The sequence below is a fragment of the Thermomonas sp. LB-4 genome (assembly GCF_036409385.1).
GTDB lineage: Bacteria > Pseudomonadota > Gammaproteobacteria > Xanthomonadales > Xanthomonadaceae > Thermomonas.
On record NZ_JAXOFT010000013.1, the window covers coordinates 30,689 to 57,330 of the forward strand.

Genomic DNA, 26,642 nt, shown 5'->3' on the forward strand with positions numbered 1-26,642 from the left:
GCCTCCCCGTACTTACCGGAAGTCCATCTTGAGCACCATCCTCGACACCATCCTGCGCCGCAAGCACGAAGAAGTGGCCGCGCGTCGCGAACAAGTCTCGTTGTTCGAGTTGAAGACCCGCGCCGGCCGTGCGCCGCCGCTGCGCGGCTTTGCCGATGCGGTGCTGGCGAGGATCGCGGCCGGCCAGCCGGCGGTGATCGCCGAGGTGAAGAAGGCCAGCCCTTCCAAGGGCGTGATCCGCGCCGATTTCGATCCGGCCGCGATCGCCCGCAGTTACGAGGCCGGCGGCGCGGCCTGCCTGTCGGTGCTCACCGACGTCGATTTCTTCCAGGGCAGCGATGCCTACCTGCAACAGGCGCGCGCGGCCTGCGCGCTGCCGGTGCTGCGCAAGGACTTCATCGTCGACGCGTACCAGTTGTACGAGGCGCGGGTGTTGGGCGCCGATTGCGTGCTGCTGATCGCCGCCGCGCTGGACGATGCGCAGCTGTCCGAGTTCGCCTTCATCGCCGCCGAGCTGGGCATGGACGTGCTGCTGGAGGTGCACGACATCGACGAGCTGGAGCGCTCGCTGCCGGTGCCGGCGCGGCTGCTGGGCATCAACAACCGCAACCTCAAGACCTTCGAGGTATCGCTGCAGACCACGCTGGACCTCAAGACGATGGTGCCGGCGGACCGGCTGCTGGTGACCGAGAGCGGCATCCTCGCGCCCGCCGACGTGGCGCTGATGCGCGATGCCGGCGTGCACGCATTCCTGGTCGGCGAAGCGTTCATGCGCCAGCCCGATCCCGGCGCCGCGCTGCGCGGGTTGTTCGACGGCCGGGCGTCTGCATGAGCCAGCGCTACCCGCCGCCGCAGGGCGATGCGCCGCTGGTGGTGTTCGATTTCGACCACACCCTGTACGACGGCGATTCCGGCAGCCACCTGTTCAAATGGCTGATCGAGCGCAACTGGTGGCGGGTGCTGCTGGCGCTGCTGGTGGCGCCGGTGGCGGGGCCGATGGTGGCGTGGCTGCGCACGCGCCGCGCCGGCATCTCGGTATTCGTCTGGGTGGGCACGCTGGGTGTGCGTGACCGCGCTGCGCTGGATGCGCTGATCGACCGTTACGTGGTCACCCACGCAGAGCAGATCAAGGCGCGGTTGCTGCCGCTGGCGCTGGACGTGTTCCAGCAGCATCGCGAGCGCGGTGATTGCGTGCTGGTCGCCACCGGCGCGCCGCCGGAGTTGGCGCGGGCGATCCTGGCCTTCGTCGCGCATGAGGACGTGCCGGTGATCGGCACCCTGCTGGGGCCGAAGTTGGGCGCCATGGGCGCGCTGCGCCACTGCCACCACGCGATGAAGATGACGATGATCCGCGCCGCCGGCTACACCGCGCCGGTGGCAAGCGCCTACTCCGACAGCAGCGCCGACCTGCCGCTGTTGCAGGCGGCTGGAAAGCCGGTGGTGGTGAACCCGAAGGCGGCGCGGGTGGCGATGTTCCGGCGCGTGCTGCCGGCCGGCACGCCCATCCTCAACTGGGGCTGCCCCGGCCGCGCCGGTGAACCCGTCCGCTAGGTGCGCACCGCAGGGGGCGAGAATGCTTCCGCGGGTTCCTGCAAGCGCATCGCGCCGAAGCAAGGCGCTCCTGCCGAAGTGATTACGCCGAGCCCAGCGCCTTGACGAAGCGCACCGAGCTGCCGCTGTAGCCGCAGGCCTGGTAGAAGGCATGTGCTTCGGTGCGCTGCGCGCCGGAGGTCAGCTCGATGCGTGCGGCGCCGCCACTGCGGGCGCGGCGCTCGGCTTCCTTCAGCAGGTGCCGGCCGATGCCCATGCCCTGCGCGCTGGGGGTGACCACCAGCGCGGTGACCCGGCAGGTGGTGGTGCCCAGTGGCAGGTAATACATGAAATCCAGCGCCATCATCCCGCAGACCGCGCCGTTACGGCGCGCCAGCACCAGCGCCTGGCGGTCGTTGGCGAGGATCGCGCTGATCCGCTCGGAGGCATCGGCCAGGTCGCAGGGATAGCCCAGCTCGGCCAGCAGGTGCGCCACGTCGTCGGCATCCGCCGGCACCGCGTTGCGCAGGTCCACGTCCGGGGCATGGTGGCCGGGAGAGAATGCATGGCTCATGCGCGGACTGCTCCTTGGGTTCTAGCGGGTGCCGTAGACCACCACGGTCTTGCCGCGGGCGTGCAGCTTGCCATCGGCCTGCAGCTTCTTCAGCACGCGCCCGGCCATCTCGCGCGAACAGCCGACCAGCCGCGCCAGTTCCTGCCGCGACACCCGCAGCTGGGTGCCCAGCGGATGGGTCATCGCCTCCGGCTCCCGCGACAGGTCGAACAGGGTGCGGTAGATGCGGTCGGTCACGTCGAGGAAGGCCAGTCGGCCAGCCTTGCGGCTGGTGTCCAGCAGGCGCTGGCTGATCTGCGCGCCGATCGAGTACAGCAGGCGGGTGGCGTCGTTGGCCTGTGCCACCAGCAGCGCCTGCAGGCGCTCGTAGCTGATCTCGGCCAGCTCGCAGGGGGTGCGCGTGCGCAGCGCCACGCCACGCTGTTCGGTTTCCACGAACAGGCCCATTTCGCCGACGAATTCGCCCGGCCCCACGTAGCCCAGCACCAGCTCGCGGTCGTCGTCCTCGCGCGTGGTGATGCTCACCGAACCGGAGATGATGTAGTAGAGCGTGCCCGCGGGATCGCCCGGATGGAACACCTCGCTGCGCGCCGGGTACTTGCGGCGATGGCAGTTTGCAATGAAGCGTCCGATCGTCTCGGCATCGGCGCCCAGAGGGTTGAATGCGCGCGGCATGGCGGTCTTGGGGGCTTTGCTGCTCATTCAGGCGGACATTCTGGAATACCCAAGCTTAGGCCGAACCGTGACGGCGGGCAAACTATCGGGCCGCCCGGTGGCCGTGGCGCGCCCGCGGCGGGCACCCGCGGGCGCCCCGCGCGGGCGCGCCTCCACGCGCGGCTGCGCGCTTTGCCGCATAATCGCCGGTCTGTCCCGTTTCCGCTGGAAGCCAACCGCCGTGGTCAAACCGCTGCCGCGCCTGAAGCTGCAAGGCTTCAACAACCTCACCAAGTCGCTCAGCTTCAACATCTACGACGTGTGCTACGCGGCGTCGGAGGACGAGCGCAGGCGCTACATCGAGTACATCGACGAGGAATACAACGCCGACCGCCTCACCCAGATCCTCACCGACGTGGCGGAGATCATCGGCGCGAACATCCTCAACATCGCGCGCCAGGACTACGACCCGCAGGGTGCGTCGGTGACGATCCTGATCTCCGAGCAGCCGGTGATCGACAAGGCCGACGCCAAGGGCGTGATCTCCGACGCGGTGGTCGCCCACCTCGACAAATCGCACATCACCGTGCACACCTATCCGGAGACCCATCCGGACAACGGCATCGCGACCTTCCGCGCCGACATCGACGTGTCCACCTGCGGCGTGATCTCGCCGCTGAAGGCGCTGAACTACCTGATCGAGTCGCTGGAATCAGACATCGTGGTGATGGACTACCGCGTGCGCGGCTTCACCCGCGACGTGAAGGGCCGCAAGCACTTCATCGACCACAAGATCAATTCCATCCAGGACTACCTGGCCAAGAACATCCGCGCGCGCTACGAAATGCTCGACGTGAATGTCTACCAGGAGAACATGTTCCACACCAAGATGCATTTGAAGGACTTCGACCTCGACCAGTACCTGTTCGAGGAGAAGGCGCGCAACCTGTCGTTCAAGGAGCGCATGAAGATCGAGGCGCGGCTCAAGCGCGAGATCGAGGAGCTCTACCACGGCCGCAACCTGATCGACTGAAACCGACGGGTCCGCGAGTCCGGAGAAGCCGGCGCACGCCGGCTTTTTTCGTGGCGGGCCTCAGCCGACGCCGGGCCGTGCGGACATGCCGAGGGCGCTGGCCACCAGCTGCATCGCCTCCTCGTCGCGCTCATGGGTGATCCAGCCGGCCAGGGTGGCTTCGCCGGTTTCAACCGTCCACAGGCTGTAGTGGTATTCGCGCAGCTGGGTGAACGCCGTCTGCAGCAGCGCAGTGGTGTCCGGCGGCGCCGGCGCATCGTCGTCCAGGCCCCAGTCGATGCGCAGCCGCCAGCGCGCCACCAGCTCGTCCAGCGCCTCCATCAGGCCCTGCGCATCGTCTTCCGGCACGTGGAAGCCGGCCTGCCAATCGATCGCCGCGCGCAGCAGCACGCCCGGATCGGCGTCGTCGCCGGCATTGTCCAGTGCCTGCCTGAAGGCGGCGAACTGCTGCAGGGCCGCGTCTTCGTCGTCCGGATTGGCCAGCAGCAGGAATTGCCAGGCCACGGTTTCCAGCGCGTCGTCCCCGTCCACGTCGGCCCGGGCGTGGAAGGCATGGCCGAAGTTGTCGTCGGGATCGTATTCGTGGCTGGCCATCGCGCCTTCCTGTGTGCGTCCGGTGCGCAGCATACGTCGCGCCGGCAGGCCCGCGGCGGCGTACCCGTAGAATGGCGCCCTTTCAGCCCGGCCGAGTGGCCCAGGGACGCGCCATGGCCGCCAACGCCACCATCTACAAGGTTGAACTGCAGGTCACCGACCTCGATCGCCATTACTACGCCAGCCATGCGTTGACGCTGGCCCAGCACCCGTCGGAAACCGAGATCCGCCTGCTGGTGCGGCTGCTGGCGTTCGCTCTGCATGCCGACGAGCGCCTGGAGTTCGGCCGCGGGCTCAGCGACGAGGACGAGCCGGCGCTGTGGCGGCGCGACTACACCGGCGACATCCTGCAGTGGATCGAACTCGGGCAGCCGGATGAGAGCCGCCTGCGCAAGGCCAGCGGGCGCGCGGCGCAGGTGGTGGTGGTGGGCTATGGCGGGCAGGCGGCCGACGCCTGGTGGAAACGCAATGCGCCGGCGCTGGCCCGGCTGCGCAATCTGACCGTCATGGAGCTGGACGACGCGGCGGTGGCGGCGGCGACCCCGTTGCTAGAGCGCGGGATGCGGGTGACCGCGATGATCCAGGACGGCGAACTGCAGCTGATGGATGCCGCGCGCAGCATATCGATGCGTCCGCGCATGCGGATGGTGGACGGGGTGGTCCTGACGGATTGAGGCGGCCGGGTGCGTGCCGCGCGATGCCGGCTCAGAGCCGGTAGGCCACCGTCTTCATCACCGTCGACATCGCCGCCATCAGGGTCGGAATCGGCGGCGGCAGGATGCGCGCGCCGGCCGCCAGCGCGTTGTCGGCGTGGCGGGCCTCGTCGTCCTTCATCACCGACAGGATCGCGCGGCTGCGCGCGTCGGCCTCCGGCAAGGTCTGCAGGTGTTCGGCGAGATGCGCCTCGACCTGGCGCTCGGTTTCCACCACGAAACCCAGGTTCCAGCCGTCGCCGCGCAGCCCGGCCGCCGCGCCGATCGCCCAGCTGCCGGCGTACCACAGCGGATTGAGCAGGCTGGGCTGGCTGTCCAGCTCGCGCAGGCGGTCGGCGCACCAGGCCAGGTGGTCGGTCTCCTCCTGCGCCGCTTCCAGCAGGTGGGTGCGGGTGGCCGGATCGCGCGCCACCGCGGCCTGGCCGATGTACAGCGCCTGCGCGCAGACTTCGCCGGTGTGGTTGATGCGCATCAGGCCCGCGGCATGGCGGCGCTCGCCGGCGTCCAGTGCGGCAGCGGGCGCGTCGGCGCCGGGGTTGCGCCGCTGCGCGCGCGGCGTGCCCAGCACCGTGGACAGTGCGTTCTGGGTCGAATTCAGCAGGCGGTCCAGCGGGCCGAGGTGGCGTAGCGTGTCCATCCGCGCATTCTAGGCCGTGTGCGGTCGGGGCCGCTGGCGGCTTGCCTGTGGCCGGGCCTGCGTGTATGATTCCGCTTCTTTCGTGCCCGGGCATGCCCCGCCAGTACGGAAAAACAACGCGAGGCGCCGTTCCGCGAAGCGGAACCAGCCCGACCAGGTACCCCTGAACAAGAGTTCCCAATGAAGACTTTCATCGCCAAGAACGAGACCGTCCAGCGCGACTGGTACGTCGTCGACGCCGAGGGCAAGACCCTGGGCCGTCTGGCCGCAGCACTGGCCTATCGCCTGCGCGGCAAGCACAAGCCCGTTTTCACCCCGCACGTCGACACCGGCGATTACCTCGTCGTGATCAACGCCGACAAGATCGCGGTGACCGGCAACAAGCTGCAGGACAAGATGTACCACCGCTTCACCGGCTACATCGGCAACCTGAAGACGGAGTCGCTGGGCCAGGCGCTGGAGCGCCACCCGGAGCGCGTCATCGAAATCGCGGTCAAGGGCATGCTGCCGAAGGGCCCGCTGGGCCGCGCCATGTACCGCAAGCTCAAGGTCTATGCCGGCGCCGAGCATCCGCACGCCGCCCAGCAGCCGCAGCCGCTCGAACTCTAAGGCACGATCATCATGGCTATCACCCAGAATTACGGCACCGGCCGCCGCAAGTCCTCCACCGCCCGCGTGTTCCTGCGCAAGGGCAGCGGCAACATCACCGTCAACGACCGTCCGCTGGACGAGTTCTTCGGCCGCGAGACCGCGCGCATGATCGTGCGCCAGCCGCTCGAGCTGACCAAGAACACCGAAAGCTTCGACATCGTGGTCACCACCACCGGCGGCGGCACCACCGGCCAGGCCGGCGCGATCCGCCTGGGCATCGCCCGCGCGCTGGTCGAGTACGACGAAACCCTGAAGACCGAGCTGCGCAAGGCGGGCTTCATGACCCGCGACGCCCGCGAAGTCGAGCGCAAGAAGGTCGGCCTGCACAAGGCCCGTCGCGCGACCCAGTTCTCCAAGCGCTAATCGCCGCCTTCCGGCGCTGGCGCGCCGGCATCGGGGACGTCGTCGACGCCCGCTGCCTGCCTGCCTCCGCCGGAAAACGGCAAGCCGCGTTGGGTTCCACTTCATTCCGAACGCGGTACAATTAGCTCCATAGCCCCGTCGCCAAGCGGTAAGGCACCTGACTCTGACTCAGGCATTCGGTGGTTCGAATCCATCCGGGGCTGCCACATACGAAGTCGCGATACCGACAGAACCCGCCCGCAAGGCGGGTTTTGTTTTGTCCGCGAAAGCGCGATGCGACAATCGCGCTTCCCGCCAGGAACCCCGCCATGCCGTCAGTCGCCCACTTCGCGCCGCCTACCGTGCCGCTGTCGTCGCTGGACGAGGCGCTGCGGGATCGCGGCTATGCGGTGCTGGATGCGCCTGGCGTGGCGGCGCTGGCCGGTGTCGGGCCGGAGGCATTGCAGGCACTGGTACCAAGCTGGGAAGACCTGCGCCGCGACGGATACCTGAAGGACGGTGGCCGCTATCGGCGCCGCCGCCATGCCTGCTTCGTGGTCGAAGGCGAGGCGCTGCGGCAGGTGCCGCACCGCATGCACTGGCAGCCGGTCGAATACAACGCCCTGCACGGCGGCATGGAGCGCTGGTTCGAGCCGGTGGAGCCGGCCACGGTGGCGCAGCCTGCGTGGCCGGCGCTGATCCTCGCGCTGGCGCGCGCCTGTTCGGGCCAGCGGCCCGGGGTGGCGCGCTGGCACGTGGAGGCGCACCAGTTCCGCATCGACACCAGCGATGGCCTCGGCCGGCCCACGCCGGAAGGCGCGCATCGCGACGGCGTGGATTTCGTGGCGGTACTGCTGGTGGCGCGGGAGGCGATCAAGGGCGGCGAAACCCGCGTGTTCGCCGCGCACGGCCCGGACGGCCAGCGCTTCACCCTCGACGAGCCGTGGTCGTTGCTGCTGATGGACGATGCCCGCGTGATCCATGAATCCACCCCGATCCAGCCGCTGGACGCGGCGGGCGGCCATCGCGACACCCTGGTGCTGACCTTTCGCGCCGCAGGCTTCCTCGGCGATCCCGTCGGTTGATCCGCTGGCCGCGCCTGGCTGCGATTCCCCGGCGGCACCGTTACAATTGCAACTAACGAATTCGGAGTCCGAGGTCACCATGAAGCTGGGTTCTCTCAAGGAAGGCGGGCGCGACGGCACCCTGGTCGTGGTGTCGCAGGATCTTGCGCGCGCCGTGCGCGCCAGCGCAATCGCGCCGACGCTGCAGCGGGCGCTGGAAGACTGGGAGAACGCCGCGCCGCGGCTGAACGCGCTGTACGAGGACCTCAACGCCGGCAACGCAGCCGGCGCGTTCGACCTCGACGTGCACGCGCTGGCCGCGCCGCTGCCGCGCGCCTACGAATTCGTCGACGGCAGCGCCTACCTGCCGCACGTGGAGCGGGTGCGCCGCGCGCGCGGGGCGCAGGTGCCGGAAAGCTTCTACGTCGATCCGCTGATGTACCAGGCGGTCAGCGCCGGCTTCCTCGGCCCGCGCGACCCGGTCAAGGTGGTCAGCGAGGACTACGGCATCGACCTCGAGGCCGAGGTCGTCATCGTCACCGACGACGTGCCGATGGCGGTCACCCCGGAACAGGCCGCCGGCCACATCCAGCTGGTCGGCATCGTCAACGACGTCTCGCTGCGCAACCTGATCCCGCCGGAACTGGCCAAGGGCTTCGGCTTCGTGCAGTCGAAGCCGCGCAGCGCGCTGGGCCCGGTGTTCGTGACCCCGGACGAACTGGGCGACGCCTGGCGGGACAACAAGCTGCACCTGCCGATGCTCACCCACGTCAACGGCAAGTGGTTCGGCGCGCCGGAAGCGGGCGTGGACATGCAGTTCGACTTCGCCCAGCTGGTGGCGCACGTGGCCAAGACCCGGCCGCTGTCGGCGGGCACCATCGTCGGCTCCGGCACGGTGGCGAACGAGGACACCACGCTGGGCGCCTCCTGCTTTGCCGAACAGCGCACCGTGGAAACCCTGCGCGACGGCAAGCCGAGCACGCCGTTCATGTCGTTCGGTGACACCGTCCGCATCGAAGTGCTGGATCGCGCGGGCAACAGCATCTTCGGCGCGATCGAGCAGCGGATCGAGCGCCAGCCGCTGCCCTGAGGCGCGCGGGCGGACGGGCGAAGCGGCGGCGCCAGCGGTCTTGCGCCGCGCCGCCACCGCGCTAAGGTGGCGGGCATGAGCGAACTGCTGCAGCTGTATTCCTACTGGCGTTCCAGCGCCGCTTACCGCGTGCGCATCGGCCTGAACCTGAAGGGCCTGCCCTACGAGATCGTGCCGGTGCACCTGGTGCAGGACGGCGGCCAGCAGCACTCCGCGGACTACCGCGCGATCAACCCGCAGCAGCTGGTGCCCACGCTCGGCCACGGGCAGCGCCGGCTGGGCCAGTCGCTGGCGATCCTGGAATACCTCGACGAAGTCTGGCCGGACCGTCCGCTGCTGCCGGCGACCGCGCGCGCGCGCCAGCGGGTGCGCGCGCTGGCGCTGCTGGTGGCCTGCGACGTGCATCCACTCAACAACCTGCGCGTGCTGCAGTATTTCGAGCGCGAGTGGAACGTGCCGCAGCCCGAGCGCGATGCGTGGGTGAAGCACTGGATCACGGAGGGCTTTGTCGCCGCCGAGGCGCTGCTGGCGGAACATCCGTCCACCGGCGACTTCTGCGAAGGCGAAACGCCCACCCTGGCGGACTGCTGCCTGGTGCCGCAGATCTACAACGCGCGTCGTTTCGGCGTGGACATGGCCGCCTATCCCACGCTGGCCCGGATCGAGGCTTCGTGCCTGACCCTGCCTGCCTTCGACGCCGCGCGGCCGGAGAACCAGCCGGACGCACCCGCCGCGCGGTAGCGGCGGGCCGGATGGCGGCGCGGCGCGCGGTTCAGTGCGCCGCGAACACGTCCGCGTAGGGGTCGTGCTCGCCGCTGGCGCCTTCCGACAGGCGGAACTTGAGCGCCAATCCGTCGCGGGAGTCGGCCGCCTTCAGCGCCTCCTCCAGTTCGATCCGTCCGTCCTTGTGCAGGCGGAACAGGCATTGGTCGAAGCTCTGCATGCCGTCCTGCAGCGACTCCTCCATCGCGGCCTTGATCTCGTGGACCTGTCCGCGGCGCAGCAGGTCGCGGATCAGCGGCGTGTTGATCAGCACCTCGGTGGCCGGCATGCGGCGGCCGTCCACGCCCAGCACCAGGCGCTGGCTGATGACCGCCTTCATGTTCAAGGCCAGGTTCATCAGCACGTTCTTGTGGGCGCCCTCGGGGAAGAAGTTGAGGATGCGCTCGATGGTCTGGTCGGCGTTGTTGGAGTGCAGCGTGGCCAGGCAGATGTGGCCGGTCTCGGCGAAGGCGATCGCCGCCTCCATCGTCTCGGCGTCGCGGATCTCGCCGATCAGGATCACGTCGGGCGCTTCGCGCATCGCGTTCTTCAGGGCGGCGTGGAAGCTGTGCGTGTCCAGCCCGACCTCGCGCTGGTTGACCACCGACAGCTTGTGCCGATGCAGGTATTCGATCGGATCCTCGATGGTGAGGATGTGGCCGGTGCTGGTGCTGTTGCGATGGTCGATCATCGACGCCAGCGTGGTGGACTTGCCGGAGCCGGTCGAACCGACGATCAGCACCAGCCCGCGCGGCGCCATGATGATGTCCTTGAGCACCGTCGGAAGCTGCAGCTCCTCGATGGTGGGAATGATGCTGCGGATGGCGCGGATCACCATGCCCACTTCGCCGCGCTGCTGGAACACGTTGACGCGGAAGCGCCCGCAACCGGGCACCGAGATCGCCATGTTGAGTTCCTTCTCGCGCTCGAACTCGGCGATCTGGGCGGCGTCCATCAGCCCATAGGCGATGTCGCGGCATTCGCCGGCGGTGAGCGGGCTGTCGCTCATCGGCTGCAGCATGCCCTCGATCTTGATGTTCACAGGCGCGCCGGTGGACAGGAACATGTCCGAGGCGTCCTTCTCCGCCATCAGCTTGAAGAAATGGCTGATATCCATGAGGCTCCCTTGCTGCGCGTCCGCCGGGGTTTGCATCGCCGGCGATGGCTTCCCACAATGGCCGCGACGTCACAACGAGCCGCGACCTCCCATGCGCCAAAGCTTCGCACACTTCCGCATCGCGCTGTATGCCCCGGTCCTCGCCGGCATGCTGCTCGCCAGTGGCTGCGCCAGCCTGCCGCCACCCACTGCCGAACTGGACGCCGCGCGGCAGGCGGTACTGCGCGCGGAGTCGGCCGATGCCGACCAGTACGCAGCGGAGGCCCTGCAGGCTGCCCGCGCCAGCCTGCAGCGCGCGCAGGAGGCGATGGCCCGGGGGCGCGACGACGAGGCGCGTGCCGCCGCCCTGTCGGCCGCCGGCGAAGCCGATCAGGCGCGGGTGCGCAGCAATGCGGCCCGCACCCGCGCCGAGCTGCTGCAGAAGCGCGCGGAGATCGCCGAGTTGCAGGCGCGCCTGCAGGTCGAGGCAATGCCAGCCGCCGACGACCCGCTCGATCTGCCGGTGCCGGCAGGCACGCCCGAGCAACGCATGCAGGCGCTGGATGCCGACCCGCGGTTGGGCGCCCTCGGCCAGTACGAACGCCTGCAGGCGCGGCAGGCCCTGGCGATGCTGCCGTCGGTGTCGCGTCGCGCGCTGCCGGCTGCACTGGCGCAGGCGGAGCGGCGGGTCGCCATCGCCGAGCAGGCGGCGCGCATCGAGGCTGCGCAGCGCGAGATCGAGCGGCTGGAGCGCGAGCGCAGCGAGTTGCTGATCGAGGCCAGTCGTCGCGATGCCGAGCGGGCCCGCGCCGAGGCCGAGCGCATGCGCCTCCAGGCCCAGCTGCAGGCCGAGGAGGCCGCGCGCCTGCGCGCCCAGGCGGAGCAGGTCGAGGCGGTGCTGGACGGGGCCCAGGCTGCCCAGCAGGACAAGCTGGAGGCCGCGCGGGAGAAGGAAGCGGCGCTGGCGCGCAAGGAAGCCGAACTGGTGGCCGGGGCGAAGCTGCCGCCGCTGCGGCGCGACGCTCGCGGAGAGGTGTTCACCCTCGCGGGCGACGCCTTCGCCTCGGGGCAGGCCCGGCTGACCACGGCCGCGGCCGCCAGCCTCAAGGCGCTTGGCATCTATCTGGCGGCCCTGCCGGGTGGCGCCGTGCAGGTGATCGGGCATACCGACAGTCAGGGCGATGCCGCTGCCAACCAGCGCCTGTCGGAACAGCGTGCCCAGCAGGTGCGCGCCAGTCTGGTGGCCGCCGGACTGGCGCGGGACCGGGTGGGTGCGCAGGGCCGGGGGGCTGCCGAGCCGGTGGCCGACAACGGCACTGCGGCCGGGCGGGCGAAGAACCGCCGCGTGGACATCATCGTCGCCACGAAAAACTGAAAAATCAAGGGCTTATGCGCTATTTGGGCGCCCGCGCCGCCGCCGCCGCGGGCACTTGCCAAGCCGTTTCGGCAGGCGTAGGGTCGGATACCCGGATGGCCTGAATTCCCCAGGATCGTCTGGCCCGAGGCAGGCCTATGCATGACCCGTTCGACAACCCGGAGATCGCCGCCGCAAGCCACCAGCGCGGCGGAGGCGGGTGGGTGGTGGATGCCCGTCCCGTTCCGGCCGCTCCTGCAAATCGCAACGCCCCGTGCCTGCCGGCCGGGGCGTTTCCGTTTCCGGCAAGGCCCTTGTCAGTGGCATGGCGAGGATCCTGCCCGCCCGCTCCGCAGTGCGCCCACGCGGCCCGCTGCGTATCCCCCGGCGGCATCCGCCGCCGTCCCCCCCGCGCCGCCAGGACACCGCGCAAGGCGGCGTATTGCCGATCAGGAGGCTTTCATGTTCGAAGCGCAACCCCAGGCTGAGATCGAAGCGATGATGAAGGCGAACAGCGAATTCAGGCAGCTGTACTTCCGCCACCGGGAACTCGACAAGCAGGTCCTCGACGCGGAATTGGGCGTCCTGCCGATCGACGACGCCACGCTGGGCCAGATGAAGCGCGAGAAACTGGCCGCGAAACAGCGCCTGCTGCAGATGTACGAACGCGCCAACTGAGGCGCGCGAGCGACCCCGCAACGGGTTCGTTGCGCGGGATGGCGGCGGCCGCGGGCTGCTGCCGCCGTCCCGTCCCAAGCCAGCCGTCAGGCCCCCCTGCGGCGAAGGCCGCAGCTGCCGGCGCATGGCTGGCCGAGCTAAAGACGCGACGGCGGATGCTACCCTTTGCCGGTGGCTTCCCGGGCGCTGTAATGAACGACGCAAATTCCCACTGGACCGTGCAGCGCAAGGCCGCGCTGGTGCTGGACCTCCTGCAGGGCGCGACCACCGTGGCCGCCGCAGCGGCGCGGTTCCAGCTGGCGCCGGAACGCATCCAGGCCTGGCTCGATGCCGCCAGGCAGGGCATCGAGCGGGCGCTGCAGGCCGAAATGGCGCCGGCGGCTGCCACCTGCGGCGACCTTCGCGACCTCATTCCCCGCCCGCATGCCGCGCAGGGCACGGTGACCGTGGCACCGGACGAGCTGCTGAACACGGCCTGGCAGCGGATGCGCGCGCACGACGTCAGCCAGCTCCCGGTGATGGACGGCGAACGCATCGTCGGCATGCTGGACGAATCGGACGTGCTGCTGCATGTCTATGGCGACGAGGCCCGCTTCACCGACCCGGTGTCGGCGGCGATGGTCAGCCGGCTCGACAAGGTCGATATGCGCGCCCCGGTGGAGGCGCTGCTGCCGGTATTCGACCGCGGCCACGTCGCGATCGTGATGGACGGGGAGGCCTTCGTCGGCCTGGTCACCCGCATCGACCTGCTGAACCACCTGCGCCGGCGGGTGGGTTGATTCCCCTTCACCAATCCCGTCTGCTTACGTTTGATGGATGCCTCCATGCCCGACAGCGCGCAAGCCGCGATCTCCCCATTGCCGCGGCAGCGCCTGCTCGGTGAGTTGCTCGTGGACCGCCAGCTGGTCGGTGCCGGCGATGTACAGAAGGCACTTGCATTCCAGTCCCAATTCGGCGGGCGTATCGGTAGCGTGCTGGTCCGTCTTGGTGCGCTGTCGGAGGATTCGCTGCTGCCGGTGCTTTGCGAGCAGCTGGGGATCCGCCAGCTGGAAGGATCTGAATGGCCTGCGGGTGGGGGGAGCGTACGTGCGGTACTTGAGCGTGCTGATTGCAGCATCGACTGGTGGCTGGATAACGGTGTGGTGGTCTGGGAGACGTCCGCAGGCGATGTGCTCGCGGTAGCGCGCGATCCCCTGAATCCCGTGGTCAACGAGGCGATGGACAAGTCTTTCGGTCGCGATTGGCAGTGGCGAATTGCCCGCTCTCAGGAGACAGAGCGTCTGATTGACATGGTCAGCAATGCCAGGCCGCACGAGGATATGGATCTGGACGACGACGTAAGCCATCTGCGCGAGCTGGCGGAGGAGGCGCCTGTCATCGAACTGGTGAACAATATCCTCGCCCAGGCAATGGACCAACGTGCTTCCGACATCCACATCGAACCGGAGGAGTCGGTTTTCAATGTCAGGATGCGTACCGACGGCATCTTGCATACGCGGATGGTGCTGCCGGCGTCGCGGTACCCGGCTGTTGCTTCGCGGGTCAAGCTGATTTCCGGAATGGACATCGCAGAGCGCCGCCTGCCGCAGGATGGCCGACTGAGCGTGCGTGTCAGCGGCCAGGAAGTGGATGTGCGCGCATCGGCAGTGCCTGCCGTGCACGGCGAGTCGATCGTTTTGCGCCTGCTGCCGAAAGAGCGCGGAGAGCTCAGCCTCGAGGGCCTCGGGTTTTCAGCGCCGGACCTAGCCCTGTTCCGCACCTGGGTGGCGGAGCCGCACGGGGTGATCCTGGTGACTGGTCCTACGGGATCGGGCAAGTCGACGACGCTCTACGCAACGCTCGAAGAACTGAACCAGCGTGACCGCAAGATCATCACGGTGGAGGATCCGGTCGAGTACGAGGTGGACGGGGTCACCCAGATCCAAGCGAACTCGGACATCGGCTACACCTTCGCGCGCGCATTGCGTGCCATCCTGCGCCAGGATCCCGACGTCATCATGATCGGCGAAATCCGCGATCTTGAAACGGCGGAGATCGCGGTACAGTCTTCGCTGACCGGCCACCTTGTGTTGTCTACGCTGCATACCAACGATGCGGTCAGTGCGTTCACCCGTCTGGTGGACATGGGGGTGGAGCCTTTCCTGGTCGCCACCAGCGTGCGGGCCGTGCAGGCGCAGCGCCTGGTCCGCCGGCTGTGCCCTCATTGTAGCCAGCCGGCCAGCGTGTTGCCGGCGTTCGAGCGGATGATCGCCGGTCTGGTCGCGGATCGCGACACGGCGAATTGGAAAGCGGCAACGGGTTGTGCCCACTGCCAGGGCACCGGCTACCGCGGGCGGCTGGGCATCTATGAACTGGTGGACGTGACGCCGGAGTTGCAAGAATTGATCATCGCCGGCGCCACCGCGGAGCGCATGCGGGCTCTCGTCAACAGCCAGGGTGGTCGTACCCTGCGCGACGATGGCCTGTTGAAGGCGCGTGCCGGATTGACCACGGTGGAAGAAGTCATCCGCGTGACCGGCGGTATGGGCGCGGACGGTTGACGTGTTGCAGTTCCGCTACGAAGCCCTGGACAGGAATGGGGCCACGCTGACCGGGAGCGTGGATGCGGCATCGGAGACGGAGGCCGCACGGCGGTTGTCGGCGATGGGGTTGACGCCCTATTCATTGCGGCCGGTGCGCGCCGGCCGCATGTTCTCCCTGCAAGGGAAACGGGCGTCGATTCGCGAACTCCAACTGGTCCTGCAGGAATTTACGGCGCTGCTTGAGGCGGGCGTGGGACTGGTGACCAGCTTGTCATCGCTCGCAAAATCCAGCCATCACCCGGAGCTGACGGGCGCCTTCGTCTCGATGGAAAAAGCCGTGCGCCGAGGCGAAAGCTTCAGCACGGCGCTGCGCGAGTCGGGGCTGCCGGTGCCCGAGTACATACACCAGTTGATGCATGCAGGGGAAGCGACGGGTCGCATGGCCGAAGCGATGCGTGGCGGCCTCCGCCAGTTCGAATACGACCAGCGCGTACGCAAGGAAATGGCCGGCGCGATGATCTATCCGGCGGTGCTGGTGCTGTCCGGCGTGGCGGCGGTCGGCATCATCTTTTTGTGGGTCGTGCCCCGCTTCGGCGGCCTGCTGACGCAGCATGGCGCGGACATGCCCGCGCTGTCGCGCTGGGTCATCAGCACCGGGGTGTGGCTGAGCGCCCACGTGGGATGGGTGCTTGCAGCGCTCGTCGGTGCGGGCGTGGCCATACGGGCGGTGTATGCGATGCCCGGCGTAAAAGAGAAACTGGCGGAGTTCCTGATCCGGTTGCCGGTCATTGGCGACTGGGTACTGGAAGCCGAAGTTGGGCGCTGGGCCAGCACGCTGTCCGCGCTGCTCGAAGGCAAGGTGGAACTTGTGCGCGCACTGGGCCTTGCTGCCGCATCGGTGCGATTTCACTTTCTGCGCAACCGGCTATCGGCGGTGGTCAAGGGCGTCAAGGGCGGCATGACGCTGTCGGCGGCACTGCGCGAACATCGCGCGCTCAACCCCACTGGGTACGATCTGGTGGCCGTTGGTGAGGCCAGCGGGGAGCTGCCCAAGCTGCTTTCGGCGCTGGCGGGGCTGTATGAAACCACCGGGCGCGACCGCATGAAGCGCCTGCTGCAGCTGGTCGAACCGCTGGCGATCATCGTGATCGGGGCGGTGGTGGGTGTCATCATGACCGCGATCATCCTGGCCATCACCAGCGTCAACGATGTTCCCCTCTGAAATGCCTGAAAAGGTGAAGACAATGAAGCAGTTTGAAATGCGGCTTGCGCGGGGCTTCACCCTGCTGGAAATGCTGGTGGTGCTGGTCATCATCGGGCTGATTGCGAGCCTGGTCGGGCCGCGGCTGTTCAGCCGCGTGGACACCTCCAAAGTGCAGGTGGCGGACACGCAGACGCGTCTGCTGCGCGGCGCCATCGAGACCTTCCGGCTGGAGGTCGGGCGCCTGCCCACCGCTGAGGAGGGGCTGTCCGTGCTGTACGCGGCGCCGGCGGACGACCGCGCGCGCGCGCGCTGGCATGGGCCTTACCTGGACGAGAAGGTGCCGGCGGATCCTTGGGGGAATCCTTACCAGTACGCCATTCCGGGGCGCGACGGCATGCCGTTCGCGATCTATTCGTATGGCGCCGACGGCAAGGCGGGTGGCGAAGGCAATGATGCCGATGTGGGCTTCCTGCCGCCGGGCCAGTGAGGCGGTGGCCACGCGGCCGGCTTTCGGGTTTTCCCTGCTGGAGCTGCTTGTGGTGCTGGCGCTGCTGTCCTTCATGACCGCGCTGGTGGTACCGCGTTTGCAGACCACCCTGGATGCGATCTCCCGCAGCGGCGATCGCGCCGAAGCGGTGCGCCAGCTGGAGCGCCTGCCGATGCTGGCACGACGTGATGGCACGCCGATTCAACGCGGTCCCGGGCAGGCACTGGCGCTGCCGGGGGTCGAACTCCCCGGGGGATGGACGGTGCGCGTGGTCGAAACCCTGCAAGTGGCCGCCAACGGCTTCTGTGCGCCGGCACTGCTGGACGTCAGCAGTCCCGACGGAGAGCAGCGCTGGGCGCTGCGCAGTCCCGATTGCCGGGTGTCCGATGCGCCTTAGCCGCCACGGCGGATTCTCGTTGCTGGAAGCGATCGTGGCGCTGGCGATCGTGGCTGGCGCGGGCATGGCGCTGTTTGCCGCCATGAATCAGTCCATCCGCATGGCCGCGCGGGCCGACCAGGCGCGCAAGGCCGATTCGGCCATGCGCAACGCCTTGGCGTGGATGGAGACGGTCAACCCGGCGCAGACCCCGAGCGGCGAGAAACGGCTGGGGGAGGTGGTGCTGCAATGGCGCTCGGAACCGGTCGAGCCGCCGCGCGATGCGGAAGGAGGCTATCGCCAGGCGGGCCTGTATCGGATCGGGCTTTACGACGTGACCTTGGACGTGCGCGCCGGCGAGGGCATTGCGACATCGCTGCGCCTGCGCAAGGTTGGCTACGTGCAGGTCCGGGAGCCGGCGCAGCTGTGACCACCTCCCGGCCATTGTCACCGTGCGCGCGCAGGCAGAGGGGATTCACCCTGCTGGAAGCGATCGTCACGCTCGTCATCGTCTCGATGCTGGTCACCGTGCTCATGCAGGCGCTGGCGCAGGCCATGAGCTTGCGCACGCGCCTGCTGCGCTTCGAGGGGGAAAGCCGGTTGGCGGCGCTGCAGGAGGCATGGTTCCGCGAAGCCGCGGCCGGCATGCAGCGCGACGCGGAGGCCGAAACGTTGCAGGTGGGGGAGCTCGGCACGCGCGAGTCGCTGGCCTACGACACTCCGGCGCCTCTGGTCGCACGCGGTTTTTCCGGCGTGCGCTGGTGGCTGCAGGACGGCAGCCTGCACTACGCCGACAGCCAGGTGGCCGATGTGGTGGTGGTCGAAGGGCCGCTGCGCGGGGCGGCATTTGCCTACTTGGACGAACAGGGCGACTGGGTGGACGAGTGGCGCTGGAAGGATCATGCCCGCATGCCGCGGATGGTGCGCTTCACCGCGATGACGGAGCGCGGCGCCCTGGACTGGGTCGTGCCGGTGATGGCCGACGGCCTGAAACCCTGGGAGCTGAAAATCGGAGAGGAAGGCGATGAGGGCATCTGAGCCCCGCCTCCCGCGCGCCTTGCCGCGCGGCTTCGTGCTGGCGGTCACGCTGTGGATCCTGGCCGGCATCACCATCGCGGTGGGGCTGATGACGCTGTGGGCCGTCTCCCAGGTGCAGGACGCACGCATCGGCCGCGAACAGGTGCAGGACGAAGCATCGCTGTACGAAACCCGCGACACCCTGCTCTACCTCATCGCTACGCGTGAGGCCACGCAGGCCGGCCTGCCCACTACGCCGCTGGTGGAAGCCGACCTCGCCATCCGCAGGCTCAGCGAGTTCGGCGACCTCAGCCGCGCGCCGGTGGGCGGGGAGCTGCGGTTGGATGGCAGCCCCTACCAGGGATTCGGCAGCGCGGTGTTCGCGCTGCAAGATGAGGGCGGGCTTTTTTCGGTGGTACTGCCCAATCCGGAAGGACTCAACCGCTTCCTCCAGATCAACGGGGTCGAACCCGACAAATGGCCGCGCTTGCGTGACACATTGCAGGATTACATCGATGCCGATGACCTGACTCGCATCGACGGCGCCGAAGCGCGCGAATACACGCAGGAGCATCGCAAGCCGCCGCCCAACCGGCGCCTGCTGGCGCCGGGCGAACTGGCGCGCGTCCTGGGCTGGGACAGCCTGCCGCCGGCCACGCTGGCGCAAATGATTGACCTGGTGACACCCTTCTACTCCGGCGGTATCAATCCCAACACCATGCCGGCAGCATTGCTGCCGCTGCGCATCCCCGGCTGCCCGGAAGCCTGCCGCCGGCTGCTGGAAGAGCGGAAGCGGCGTCCGTTCAGTTCCACCCCCGATCTGCAGGGGCGGCTGGCTATCCGGGTGCCCGGCGATGACGCGCTGGATTACCGCTACGTGGCCGACGAAACCCTGCGCCTGACCCTGTGGCGCCGCACCGGCGTGGCGTGGCGGATGCATGTAAGATTGACGCCCCTTGCGGACAAGCAGGGGCCCTGGGCCATTCTGGCCGCCTATCCCATCGCCCGTCCGACCGCCCATGACCCTGTGGAACCAACTGGCAGCCCTCTTTTTGCCCACGAGACGCCTGGTCAATGACGCCCAAGGGCGGATGGTGCCGGGAGGGGTTTTCGGCGGCCGTCGGTGGGTGGTGGCCCGTGGTGACTGCCAGTACCGACGCGAGGATCTGCGGGCGCTGCCGGTGCGCAGGCGCCTGCAGGCTGCCCGGCTGGCGGCCATCCGCCATCGGCCCGTGCCCACCGCACTGACCTATGTGGCCTGGACCGGTGGGGTCGCCCACTTCTGGTTCTGGGATGCACCGCCCGAATTGCGCGCCGACATGGAAGGGCGTTGGGTGCCGGAAACATTGCTGCTTCCGCCTTCGCCAGTGGATGGCGTGCGCCTGGTGGAGCTGGTGCGCGGGGTTGAGGGACAGTTCTGGCAGGGCGGCGAGTTGACCGGCAGCCAGTGGTGGAGCGAAGTGCCCGGCGACGAGGCCTGGCTGCGCTTCGCGCGCGCGGCCGGCCTCGACCCTGCCGGTGTCGCGGCGCCCAAGCCGGTGCGCCCGACGTGGTCCGCACGTCCATGGGGCGAGGTGAGTCTGGCGCAGCGGTTGGCCGGGGTGTTCGAGGAGCGGCTCGCGTGGCTGCTGCTGTTTTCCGCATTGGCGGCGGGCCTGGGCTGGCAGCTCGCGTCGCTGCAGCGCTGGCAGCAGGCCGGCGCGCAGCTGGCCGCGCGGGTCGAGCGCGTGCGCACCGAAGTCAATCCGCTGCTGGCCGCGCGCGAGCAGGCGGAAGCCGCGCAGGCCGAGCTGGCCCGCCTGCAGGCATTGCGCCCGCTGGCGGACGATTATCGGCTGATGGCCGAGGTGGCCCGGCACCTGCCCGCGGGCGGCGTATTGCTGTCCTGGCAGCGCGAGGCGGACAAGCTGCAGGTGCACCTGCGCAGCGAACAGACCGACCCGCGCGCCTTCGTGGCGGCATTCGAGGGCGATCCCGTACTGTCCGGCGTGGCGGTGACGCCCGCCGGCGGCGGGGTCATGCGGCTGGCGTTCGAGCTGCCGGTTGCCGCCAGGGCGGATACGCGGGAGTCCGATGATGAATAAGCCGGCCGTGCTGGCCCAGCTGCAGGCGCAGTGGCGCGAAAATCCGCGCCTGCGTTACGGCGGCATGGTGATCATCGCCATCCTTGGCGTGCAGGGGCTGTTGATGCTGTCCGACCGGGTGCACGCGCGAAGGGCCGCCTACGCCGCCGATCTGCAGATGCTGTCGCGCCTGGAAGGCCTGCGCAAGGAAACGGTCTGGCTGGCGCGCGCCAAGGCGGCCAGCGCCCAGCTCGACGCGGTGACCGAGCAGATCCCGGAAGTCGCCGGCAAGGGCATGGCGCAGGCCGAATCACAGGCCTGGCTGACGGCGCTGGCGGCCGAGCAGAAACTGGGCGAGCCGCGCATCAAAGTGGAAGACACGGTCGAAGTGGAAGGCTACCCCGAGCTGTGGCAGGTGATCGCGCGCCTGGAGGGGACGCTGCCCGCGCACGGCCACGAGGCTTTCATGCGCGCGTTGTCCGACGCCCTGCCGTGGGTGCAGGTAGAGCGGCTGGAAGTGGCCGAGGGCGACGCCCCGCGTGTGGTCGCCACCTTCCGCAGCTACTACCGCAAGGCCGTCGAAGAAGGGGCCGCCAAGCCGGCACGTGGCGACGTCGGTCAGGATCGCGCCGCGCCGCGTGCGGCCACCGCGGGGATTGCGCAATGAACCGTCTGCTTCGTTCCGTCATTGTCGTGGTCGCGGCGCTGCTGCTGGGCGCGCTGGCCAGTCAATATCTCGCCGCGTCACCCGCGGCCGTGCGGGCGCAGCCCCAGCCGGCAGTCGTGTGGACCGATGGCTGGGCGCCCGGGCCGGATCCGGCCGATGCCGTCTCCGTCTGGCAGTCGGCCTCGCCCTGGGGCGCGGCTCCCGCCGCTGCGGCCGAGGCACTGCCGCCACCGCCGCCGGCGCCCGTGCCGGTGGGCGTGGCCAAGGAGGGAAGGAACTACATCGCCATCTTCCAGGTCAACGGCAACGGCGTCATGCGCCTGCGCGCCGGCGGCCGGTTGCCCGACGGCGGGAAGGTGCTGCAGGTGTCCGGGCGCCGCATCGTCTGGCTGGATGCCGACGGCAAACGCCAACAACGTGAAATCTTCAACGACTTCCAGGGCGGGCAATGAGGTACAGACACCATTGCCCGCATCGCGGAGCCCCTGCTTTGCACAATCTCCTCGCGCATGTCCCGAACACGATCGGCAGCCGCATGACGAATCGAACGCACGAGGCGCCATCACGCGATCGCCGTGCGGTCCTGCACACGGTCCTTGGCGCCTGCCTGCTCGGGCTCCTGGCCGGCTGTGCCACCCGGCCGCTGGTCTTGCCGGAGCCGCTGCGCCCGCCCAAGCCCGCAACGGCGGCAAGCGAAGTGCTCGATGGCGAGGCCGCGGCCACGCGGGCCCGCCCGCTGGTCGAAGAGGGGCCGGTGCTGGCGCCGCGCAAACCCGCAACCACCGCCGAATCCCCGCAGGCGGCCGGCATGGTCCCGCAGGCCATCCCGCGCAAGACCCCGGTCGCGCTGGTGCTGGAAGGCGTCACCATCGAGTCCTTCATCAATGTCGTGTACGGCATGGAGCTGGGCTTCGGCGTGCAGATCGACCAGTCGCTGCGCTCCCGCCCCGAGCTGCTCAGCCTGAGCCTGACCTCGCCGCAGCCGCCGGCCAAGGCGTTTGCCGTGGCCCAGGAAGTCCTCAATGCCTATGGCGTCCGGGTCAGCGAGCTGGGCGGCGTGCTGCAGTTCCAGCCGGTGGCGCAGGGGCGCGGCGGCGGCGAGATGCCCGCCATCCTGGCCACCCGCTCGCTGCCGGATGTGCCGGCCGGGCAGCGCACCGTCTTCGTTGCCATGCCGCTTGAGATTTCCCAGCCTGGCGTCGTCGCCGCGCAGGTGCGCAACCTGTTCGGCTCCTACCAGGTCAATTTCACCGAGATGGTCGACGCCAATGCCCTGCTCATCAGCGGTCCGGGCGATGCCGTGCGCGCGGCGATGAGCGCGGTGATGACGCTGGACAGCGGTGGCCTGATCGGCAGGCGTTCGCTGCGCATCAATCCGCTCTACCTGCCGGCCGACCTGCTGGCCAAGGAGCTGCGCGAGGTGCTGACCGGGCAGGGCATCGCGGTCAGGACCGGTCCGGGAACAGGCGGCGTGGTGACCTTCGTGCCGGTCTCGTCGGCGAATGCACTGCTGGTGTTCAGCGAATCGGAAACCGCGCTCAAGACCGTGCAGGAATGGGCCGATCGCCTCGACCAGCCCAGCGAAGATAGCGCCGGCGGCGGCATGTACCTGTATGCCGCCCGCCACACCACGGTGCAGACCCTGCTGCCAGTGCTGGAATCGCTGCTTGGTGCATCGTCCAGCGGTGGTGGCACCCGCGTCGGCCAGCAGGGTGGCAGTGGTGATGCCGGTATCGCCGGTGGCGGCAGCGCCAACAGCAATGCGCGTGGCAACAACAGCAGCAACAACAGCAATGCCGCCACCACCATTGCCGGTGTGGGGGGACAGATCGCCGTCGACCCCATCCGCAACGTCATCGTCTTCCAGGGCGAGGCGCAGCGCTGGCGGGCCATCCAGGGCGTGCTGGCCCGGTTGGACCAGCCGGCGCGGCAGGTGGTCATCGAGGTCACGGTGGCCGAGGTCACCATGACCGACGAGTTCAGCCACGGCGTCGAATGGGCGCTGCGCAACGTCAGCGTGGACGGCATGTCCGGTCCGTTGACCGCGCTGCAGGGGCTGGCCGGCACCGGCGGCGGCCTGGTCTGGCAGGGGCTGTCTTCGTCCGGTCAGGTCAAGGCCATCCTCAATCTGTTTGCCAAGGACAGTCGCGTCTCCATCCTGTCCACCCCGCGCATCCTGGTGAAGAGCGGTGAGTCGGCCAGCATTGATGTGGGCACCGAAGTGCCCATAATCACCAGTCAGGCCACCGCGCCGGATCTGCCTAGCTCTGGTGGCAACAGCTCCATCCTGCAGTCCGTGCAGTACCGCAAGACCGGCGTGCTGCTGGACATCGAGGCGGTGGTGCATTCCGGCCAGCGCGTGGATCTGAAGATCAGCCAGGAAGTCAGCGAGGCCACCCCCACCGACACCAGCGAAATCTCCTCGCCCAGCGTGTTCAGCCGCAAGCTCAGGACCAGCCTGAGTCTGGCCGATGGTGAAAGCACCCTGCTCGGCGGGCTGATCTCCAGCACCCGCAGCGACGGCAAGACCAAAGTGCCGCTGCTGGGCGACATCCCGGTGCTGGGGCGCGCGTTCCAGAGCCGCAAGCAGGGCGGCACCCGCACCGAGCTGCTGATGCTCATCACGCCTTATGTCGTCGAGGATGCGGCGCAGACCCGTGCGATCACCGACGCCATCCGCGCCCGCTTCGGCAGCGGCCAGCCTTGGCGCGAGGGTGGGCGCATCGCGCCGGCACCCGCAGCCGTGCCCGCCCCGCCGCCTGCACGCACGCAGGGGGGCGGCAGCCCCGCGGAAGCAGCCACGCCGCAGGCTCCGGCGGATGCGGGAAACTAGCGGACGCGGTCACGTAATTGGTTGTAAATATGCTATTGACGCTTCTTTAACCCCCCCCTATAGTGCTGGTGCACTGGGGACTGCGTACAGTCAAGGCATGCGCAGAACGGAGTGGGGATGCGATTCAGGGAAGCCTGAGGTATCTTCCGCTCCACGAGTGCCGGCGCCGGCACGTGTATGCGGGCGGCGCGTGGTGTCCAGTGACGCTGTTGTATAACGAACAACAAACCTAAGCTTAGGAGTTTTTCAAACATGTTGAACAAGAAGGTTCTTGCCGCCGCTGTGATCGGCACCCTGTTCGCCGGCAACGCAGCTGCTGCCAATCTGTCGGCCAGCCCCGTTGTTCCGGCGTACTTCGCCAAGGAAATCATCGCCACTCCGGCTGCCCCGGTCACCCTGACCACCTCGGCCAGCGCGGCGACCCAGCTGACCTGGAGCATCGGTTACAACTTCTCGCAGGGCGAAGTGCGCTACGTCCGCGTCGAGTGCTCGAACAACATCGAGTTCGATGCCGCCACTGCGGTGACCCTGAGCGACGCTGCTGCCGGCAACATCGGTGCGATCAACGGTCTGGGCACCAACGTCCTGACCTTCTCGATCACCTCCGTCGGCGGCCCGGCCAACAACGTCATCGGCGCCGATACCGTGCTGCTGAGCGGCAACCATGACATCACCGGCACCGACCAGAACGTGAACTGCTCGGTCGGCATGTACGACCAGCCGTCGCAGGCGCAGGCTGGCGGCAGCACCGGTCTGATCGCCAACACCAGCTTCGCGGGCCCCTACATCGTGTTCGCGCCGAGCTACGAGCTGGTGGCCACTGCGACCACCCACATCTCTAACGTCGAGGCCGTTCCGTCGTTCAGCAGCTTCCTCGCGGACGCCTACACCACGACCTCGACCGCTTCGATGGGTCAGGGTGCGTCGGCTACCGGCATCGCTTACCGTCTGCGTGACCCGGACGGCGCCGGCGCCCAGACCGCCCCGTTCAAGATCAATGGCACGGCGATCACGCTTGCCGACCTGTTCGCGGCCACCACTGCGATCGAAGTCGCGGGTGACTACGCGCTGGCCGCCAGCACCGGTGCCACGCCGTTCGACGCCGCTGCTCGCGCTCGCGTCCAGCTGAACGCCACCAACGCCACCAGCCTGACCGCCACCGCGGCGTCCTTCACCGTCGGCAACGCCGGCTTCACCGGCGCCGACTTCGACCTGACCCGTCGTGCAGGCGTGCTGATTCCGGAAGCCACCTACACCGCCTCCCTGAAGGCCGTTGGCGCTGCTCCGACCGTTTACAAGGTCACCGACATCACCGGCGTGAAGCTCGGCTCGATCGTCCGTAACGGTACCGAGCTGCAGGCCCCGCTGGCGCAGATCCCGGGTGGCTGGAAGAGCCGTCTGGTGCTGACCAACACGAGCGGCATCGCCCGTCCGTACACGATCAGCCTGCTGAACGTGGAAAACGAGACCGCCGTGACCCCGGGTACCCTGACCGGCACCATCCCGGCCAACGGCACCAAGGTGATCGACGACCTGACCACCGTGTTCACCGGCAACAACCGCGCCACCATCGTGGTGAACGTGGCTGGCCCGAGCACCGCGATCCAGGGTCTGTACCAGATCGTCAACCCGGACAAGGGTTCGATCAGCAACCACGTCCTGGTCCGCCCGGGCACCAACTAATCTTCGGATTGGTTGAACGCAATAAGGAAAGGCCCGCTTCGGCGGGCCTTTCTTTTTGTTTGTGCATACGACCGCCCCCACCGCACGATCCCAACATCCGCACCACCCCCCCGTAGAGCGGGGCACCGCCCCGCTGCGTGTCACCCCCAGCCGGGCGATGCCCGGCTCTACATCCGCTTCCCACCCCGTAGAGCGAGGCACCGCCCCGCTGCGTGTCACCCCAACCGGGCGATGCCCCGGCTCTACATCCGCTTCCCACCCCCCCGTAGAGCGGGGCACCGCCCCGCTGCTTGTCACCCCAGCCGGGCAATGCCCGGCTCTACATGGGGATGCCGCATGCCGTGCGGTCCTCGGCGGAAAAAATCCTATGCACGAACGGGACTGCGCCGATGGCATGCCCGGCGCCTGGTGTCCATGCTGCCGGCATGGCAAGCCCTCGTCTCACGCTTGGCCGCGTCTCCATTCCCGGACAGGTCTATGCCGTCACCACGATTGCATCTGCGCGTCGTCCCTTGTTCCGGGCGGCCGTGAATGCGCGCATCGTGATCGACGCACTGCGTGAATCGGATCGCCGGCGCTGCACGTCCACGCTGGCATGGGTGGTGATGCCCGATCATCTGCATTGGTTGTTCCTGCTGCGGCAGGGCACGCTGGCCGGCTGCATGCGCGGGATGAAGGCATCTGCGGGCAAGGCCATCAATCGGCACAATGGTGCCGCAGGGCCAGTTTGGCAGGCGGGATATCACGACCATGCCATCCGCACGGAAGAATCCCTGCACGCGGCAGCGCGCTATATCGTCCACAACCCCGTGCGCGCGGGACTTTGCCAGCATCCTGCCGACTACCCACATGCGTGGTGCCGTTGGCCGTGCCCGTAGAGCGGGGCACCGCCCCGCTGCGTGCCACCCCAGCCGGGCGATGCCCGGCTCTACATCCACGCCATGTTGTAGGGCGGGGCACCCCCCGCTGCGTATCGCCCAGCCGGGCGATGCCCGGCTCTACATCCACGCCATGTTGT

Annotated in this window: 29 protein-coding genes, 1 tRNA gene and 1 pseudogene; 26 read left to right on the plus strand and 5 right to left on the minus strand. The window is 68.5% G+C overall.

Features of this window, described 5'->3' with window-relative positions; genetic code table 11:
• Positions 1-28: 28 nt before the first annotated feature.
• Together trpC and SPK54_RS09650 are read left to right on the plus strand one after the other, a co-directional pair.
• Positions 29-832 (plus strand): indole-3-glycerol phosphate synthase TrpC, encoded by an 804-nt coding sequence (gene trpC, locus SPK54_RS09645; protein WP_330947691.1) that lies wholly within the window; start codon positions 29-31, stop codon positions 830-832.
• Positions 829-1,551, plus strand: a complete 723-nt coding sequence (locus SPK54_RS09650; RefSeq protein WP_330947692.1) for a haloacid dehalogenase-like hydrolase — start codon at positions 829-831, stop codon at positions 1,549-1,551. The genes trpC and SPK54_RS09650 overlap by 4 nt, the downstream gene beginning before the upstream one ends.
• Positions 1,552-1,633: 82 nt before the next feature.
• On the opposite strand, the gene SPK54_RS09655 is transcribed toward SPK54_RS09650, so the two are convergent.
• On the minus strand, positions 1,634-2,104 hold the full coding sequence (locus SPK54_RS09655; RefSeq protein ID WP_330947693.1) for a GNAT family N-acetyltransferase: 471 nt from the start codon (positions 2,102-2,104) through the stop codon (positions 1,634-1,636).
• Positions 2,105-2,125: 21 nt separating this feature from the next.
• Entirely contained in the window at positions 2,126-2,806 is a 681-nt protein-coding gene (gene crp, locus SPK54_RS09660) for a cAMP-activated global transcriptional regulator CRP (protein WP_330947694.1), read from the minus strand.
• Positions 2,807-2,999: 193 nt separating this feature from the next.
• Between crp and speD the strand changes: the two genes are divergently transcribed.
• Positions 3,000-3,791 carry an adenosylmethionine decarboxylase gene (gene speD / locus SPK54_RS09665; protein ID WP_330947695.1) on the plus strand — a complete coding sequence of 264 codons (792 nt, stop codon included), beginning with the start codon at positions 3,000-3,002 and terminating at the stop codon, positions 3,789-3,791.
• Positions 3,792-3,851: 60 nt separating this feature from the next.
• Here speD and SPK54_RS09670 read toward each other — a convergent pair whose 3' ends face one another.
• Positions 3,852-4,385, minus strand: a complete 534-nt coding sequence (locus SPK54_RS09670) for a hypothetical protein (protein ID WP_330947696.1) — start codon at positions 4,383-4,385, stop codon at positions 3,852-3,854.
• Between the two features lie 113 nt (positions 4,386-4,498).
• On the opposite strand from SPK54_RS09670, the gene SPK54_RS09675 reads away from it, so the two are divergent.
• A complete protein-coding gene (locus SPK54_RS09675; RefSeq protein WP_330947697.1) occupies positions 4,499-5,059 on the plus strand; it encodes a YaeQ family protein in 561 nt (186 codons plus the stop codon).
• Between the two features lie 31 nt (positions 5,060-5,090).
• Here the strand turns inward: SPK54_RS09675 and coq7 are convergent, their stop codons facing one another.
• Positions 5,091-5,735 carry a 2-polyprenyl-3-methyl-6-methoxy-1,4-benzoquinone monooxygenase gene (gene coq7 / locus SPK54_RS09680; RefSeq protein ID WP_330947698.1) on the minus strand — a complete coding sequence of 215 codons (645 nt, stop codon included), beginning with the start codon at positions 5,733-5,735 and terminating at the stop codon, positions 5,091-5,093.
• Between the two features lie 180 nt (positions 5,736-5,915).
• Here coq7 and rplM point away from each other — a divergent pair, with 180 nt between their 5' ends.
• The 6 genes from rplM (at position 5,916) to maiA (ending at position 9,623) form a co-directional block, all read left to right on the plus strand.
• The gene (gene rplM / locus SPK54_RS09685; protein WP_187571610.1) at positions 5,916-6,344 is read left to right on the plus strand and encodes a 50S ribosomal protein L13; all 429 of its coding nucleotides are present in this window, start codon (positions 5,916-5,918) and stop codon (positions 6,342-6,344) included.
• A 12-nt stretch (positions 6,345-6,356) separates the two neighbouring features.
• On the plus strand, positions 6,357-6,749 hold the full coding sequence (gene rpsI / locus SPK54_RS09690) for a 30S ribosomal protein S9 (protein ID WP_330947699.1): 393 nt from the start codon (positions 6,357-6,359) through the stop codon (positions 6,747-6,749).
• Between the two features lie 131 nt (positions 6,750-6,880).
• Positions 6,881-6,955, plus strand: a tRNA-Gln gene (locus SPK54_RS09695).
• Positions 6,956-7,057: 102 nt separating this feature from the next.
• A complete protein-coding gene (locus tag SPK54_RS09700; protein WP_330947700.1) occupies positions 7,058-7,813 on the plus strand; it encodes a 2OG-Fe dioxygenase family protein in 756 nt (251 codons plus the stop codon).
• Positions 7,814-7,892: 79 nt separating this feature from the next.
• Entirely contained in the window at positions 7,893-8,882 is a 990-nt protein-coding gene (locus tag SPK54_RS09705; protein ID WP_330947701.1) for a fumarylacetoacetate hydrolase family protein, read from the plus strand.
• A 75-nt stretch (positions 8,883-8,957) separates the two neighbouring features.
• Positions 8,958-9,623 carry a maleylacetoacetate isomerase gene (gene maiA, locus SPK54_RS09710; RefSeq protein ID WP_330947702.1) on the plus strand — a complete coding sequence of 222 codons (666 nt, stop codon included), beginning with the start codon at positions 8,958-8,960 and terminating at the stop codon, positions 9,621-9,623.
• A gap of 31 nt (positions 9,624-9,654) precedes the next feature.
• Here maiA and SPK54_RS09715 read toward each other — a convergent pair whose 3' ends face one another.
• Complete coding sequence (locus SPK54_RS09715; RefSeq protein WP_330947703.1) at positions 9,655-10,761, minus strand: PilT/PilU family type 4a pilus ATPase; 1,107 nt, start codon at positions 10,759-10,761, stop codon at positions 9,655-9,657.
• Positions 10,762-10,852: 91 nt separating this feature from the next.
• Here SPK54_RS09715 and SPK54_RS09720 point away from each other — a divergent pair, with 91 nt between their 5' ends.
• The 16 genes and pseudogenes from SPK54_RS09720 to SPK54_RS09795 all read left to right on the plus strand — a co-directional run bounded on the left by SPK54_RS09720 (position 10,853) and on the right by SPK54_RS09795 (position 26,502).
• On the plus strand, positions 10,853-12,115 hold the full coding sequence (locus SPK54_RS09720) for an OmpA family protein (RefSeq protein ID WP_330947704.1): 1,263 nt from the start codon (positions 10,853-10,855) through the stop codon (positions 12,113-12,115).
• 441 nt (positions 12,116-12,556) lie between these two features.
• Entirely contained in the window at positions 12,557-12,772 is a 216-nt protein-coding gene (locus SPK54_RS09725) for a YdcH family protein (RefSeq protein WP_190279986.1), read from the plus strand.
• 392 nt (positions 12,773-13,164) lie between these two features.
• Positions 13,165-13,551 (plus strand): annotated as a pseudogene (locus SPK54_RS09730) (CBS domain-containing protein); the annotation flags it as partial.
• 45 nt (positions 13,552-13,596) lie between these two features.
• Complete coding sequence (locus SPK54_RS09735; protein WP_330947705.1) at positions 13,597-15,312, plus strand: ATPase, T2SS/T4P/T4SS family; 1,716 nt, start codon at positions 13,597-13,599, stop codon at positions 15,310-15,312.
• A gap of 1 nt (position 15,313) precedes the next feature.
• On the plus strand, positions 15,314-16,516 hold the full coding sequence (locus tag SPK54_RS09740) for a type II secretion system F family protein (protein WP_330947706.1): 1,203 nt from the start codon (positions 15,314-15,316) through the stop codon (positions 16,514-16,516).
• Positions 16,517-16,538: 22 nt separating this feature from the next.
• Positions 16,539-16,985, plus strand: a complete 447-nt coding sequence (gene gspG, locus SPK54_RS09745; RefSeq protein ID WP_330947707.1) for a type II secretion system major pseudopilin GspG — start codon at positions 16,539-16,541, stop codon at positions 16,983-16,985.
• Positions 16,951-17,382: a prepilin-type N-terminal cleavage/methylation domain-containing protein gene (locus SPK54_RS09750; protein WP_330947708.1), complete on the plus strand. Its 432-nt coding sequence runs from the start codon at positions 16,951-16,953 to the stop codon at positions 17,380-17,382. The genes gspG and SPK54_RS09750 overlap by 35 nt, the downstream gene beginning before the upstream one ends.
• Before the next feature lie 34 nt (positions 17,383-17,416).
• Positions 17,417-17,791, plus strand: coding sequence for a hypothetical protein (locus SPK54_RS09755; protein ID WP_330947709.1), 375 nt, complete (start codon positions 17,417-17,419; stop codon positions 17,789-17,791).
• A complete protein-coding gene (locus SPK54_RS09760; RefSeq protein WP_330947710.1) occupies positions 17,788-18,399 on the plus strand; it encodes a type II secretion system protein in 612 nt (203 codons plus the stop codon). The genes SPK54_RS09755 and SPK54_RS09760 overlap by 4 nt, the downstream gene beginning before the upstream one ends.
• Positions 18,386-19,456 carry a hypothetical protein gene (locus SPK54_RS09765; protein ID WP_330947711.1) on the plus strand — a complete coding sequence of 357 codons (1,071 nt, stop codon included), beginning with the start codon at positions 18,386-18,388 and terminating at the stop codon, positions 19,454-19,456. The genes SPK54_RS09760 and SPK54_RS09765 overlap by 14 nt, the downstream gene beginning before the upstream one ends.
• 16 nt (positions 19,457-19,472) lie before the next feature.
• Positions 19,473-20,462 (plus strand): hypothetical protein, encoded by a 990-nt coding sequence (locus SPK54_RS09770; RefSeq protein WP_330947712.1) that lies wholly within the window; start codon positions 19,473-19,475, stop codon positions 20,460-20,462.
• Positions 20,455-21,108 (plus strand): hypothetical protein, encoded by a 654-nt coding sequence (locus SPK54_RS09775; protein WP_330947713.1) that lies wholly within the window; start codon positions 20,455-20,457, stop codon positions 21,106-21,108. Before SPK54_RS09770 ends, SPK54_RS09775 begins: the two co-directional genes overlap by 8 nt.
• Positions 21,105-21,560, plus strand: a complete 456-nt coding sequence (locus SPK54_RS09780) for a hypothetical protein (protein ID WP_330947714.1) — start codon at positions 21,105-21,107, stop codon at positions 21,558-21,560. The genes SPK54_RS09775 and SPK54_RS09780 overlap by 4 nt, the downstream gene beginning before the upstream one ends.
• A gap of 83 nt (positions 21,561-21,643) precedes the next feature.
• Positions 21,644-23,941, plus strand: coding sequence for a secretin N-terminal domain-containing protein (locus SPK54_RS09785; protein ID WP_330947715.1), 2,298 nt, complete (start codon positions 21,644-21,646; stop codon positions 23,939-23,941).
• A 252-nt stretch (positions 23,942-24,193) separates the two neighbouring features.
• A complete protein-coding gene (locus SPK54_RS09790; RefSeq protein ID WP_330947716.1) occupies positions 24,194-25,624 on the plus strand; it encodes a hypothetical protein in 1,431 nt (476 codons plus the stop codon).
• Between the two features lie 425 nt (positions 25,625-26,049).
• The gene (locus SPK54_RS09795) at positions 26,050-26,502 is read left to right on the plus strand and encodes a transposase (RefSeq protein ID WP_330947717.1); all 453 of its coding nucleotides are present in this window, start codon (positions 26,050-26,052) and stop codon (positions 26,500-26,502) included.
• The last annotated feature ends 140 nt before the right edge of the window (positions 26,503-26,642 follow it).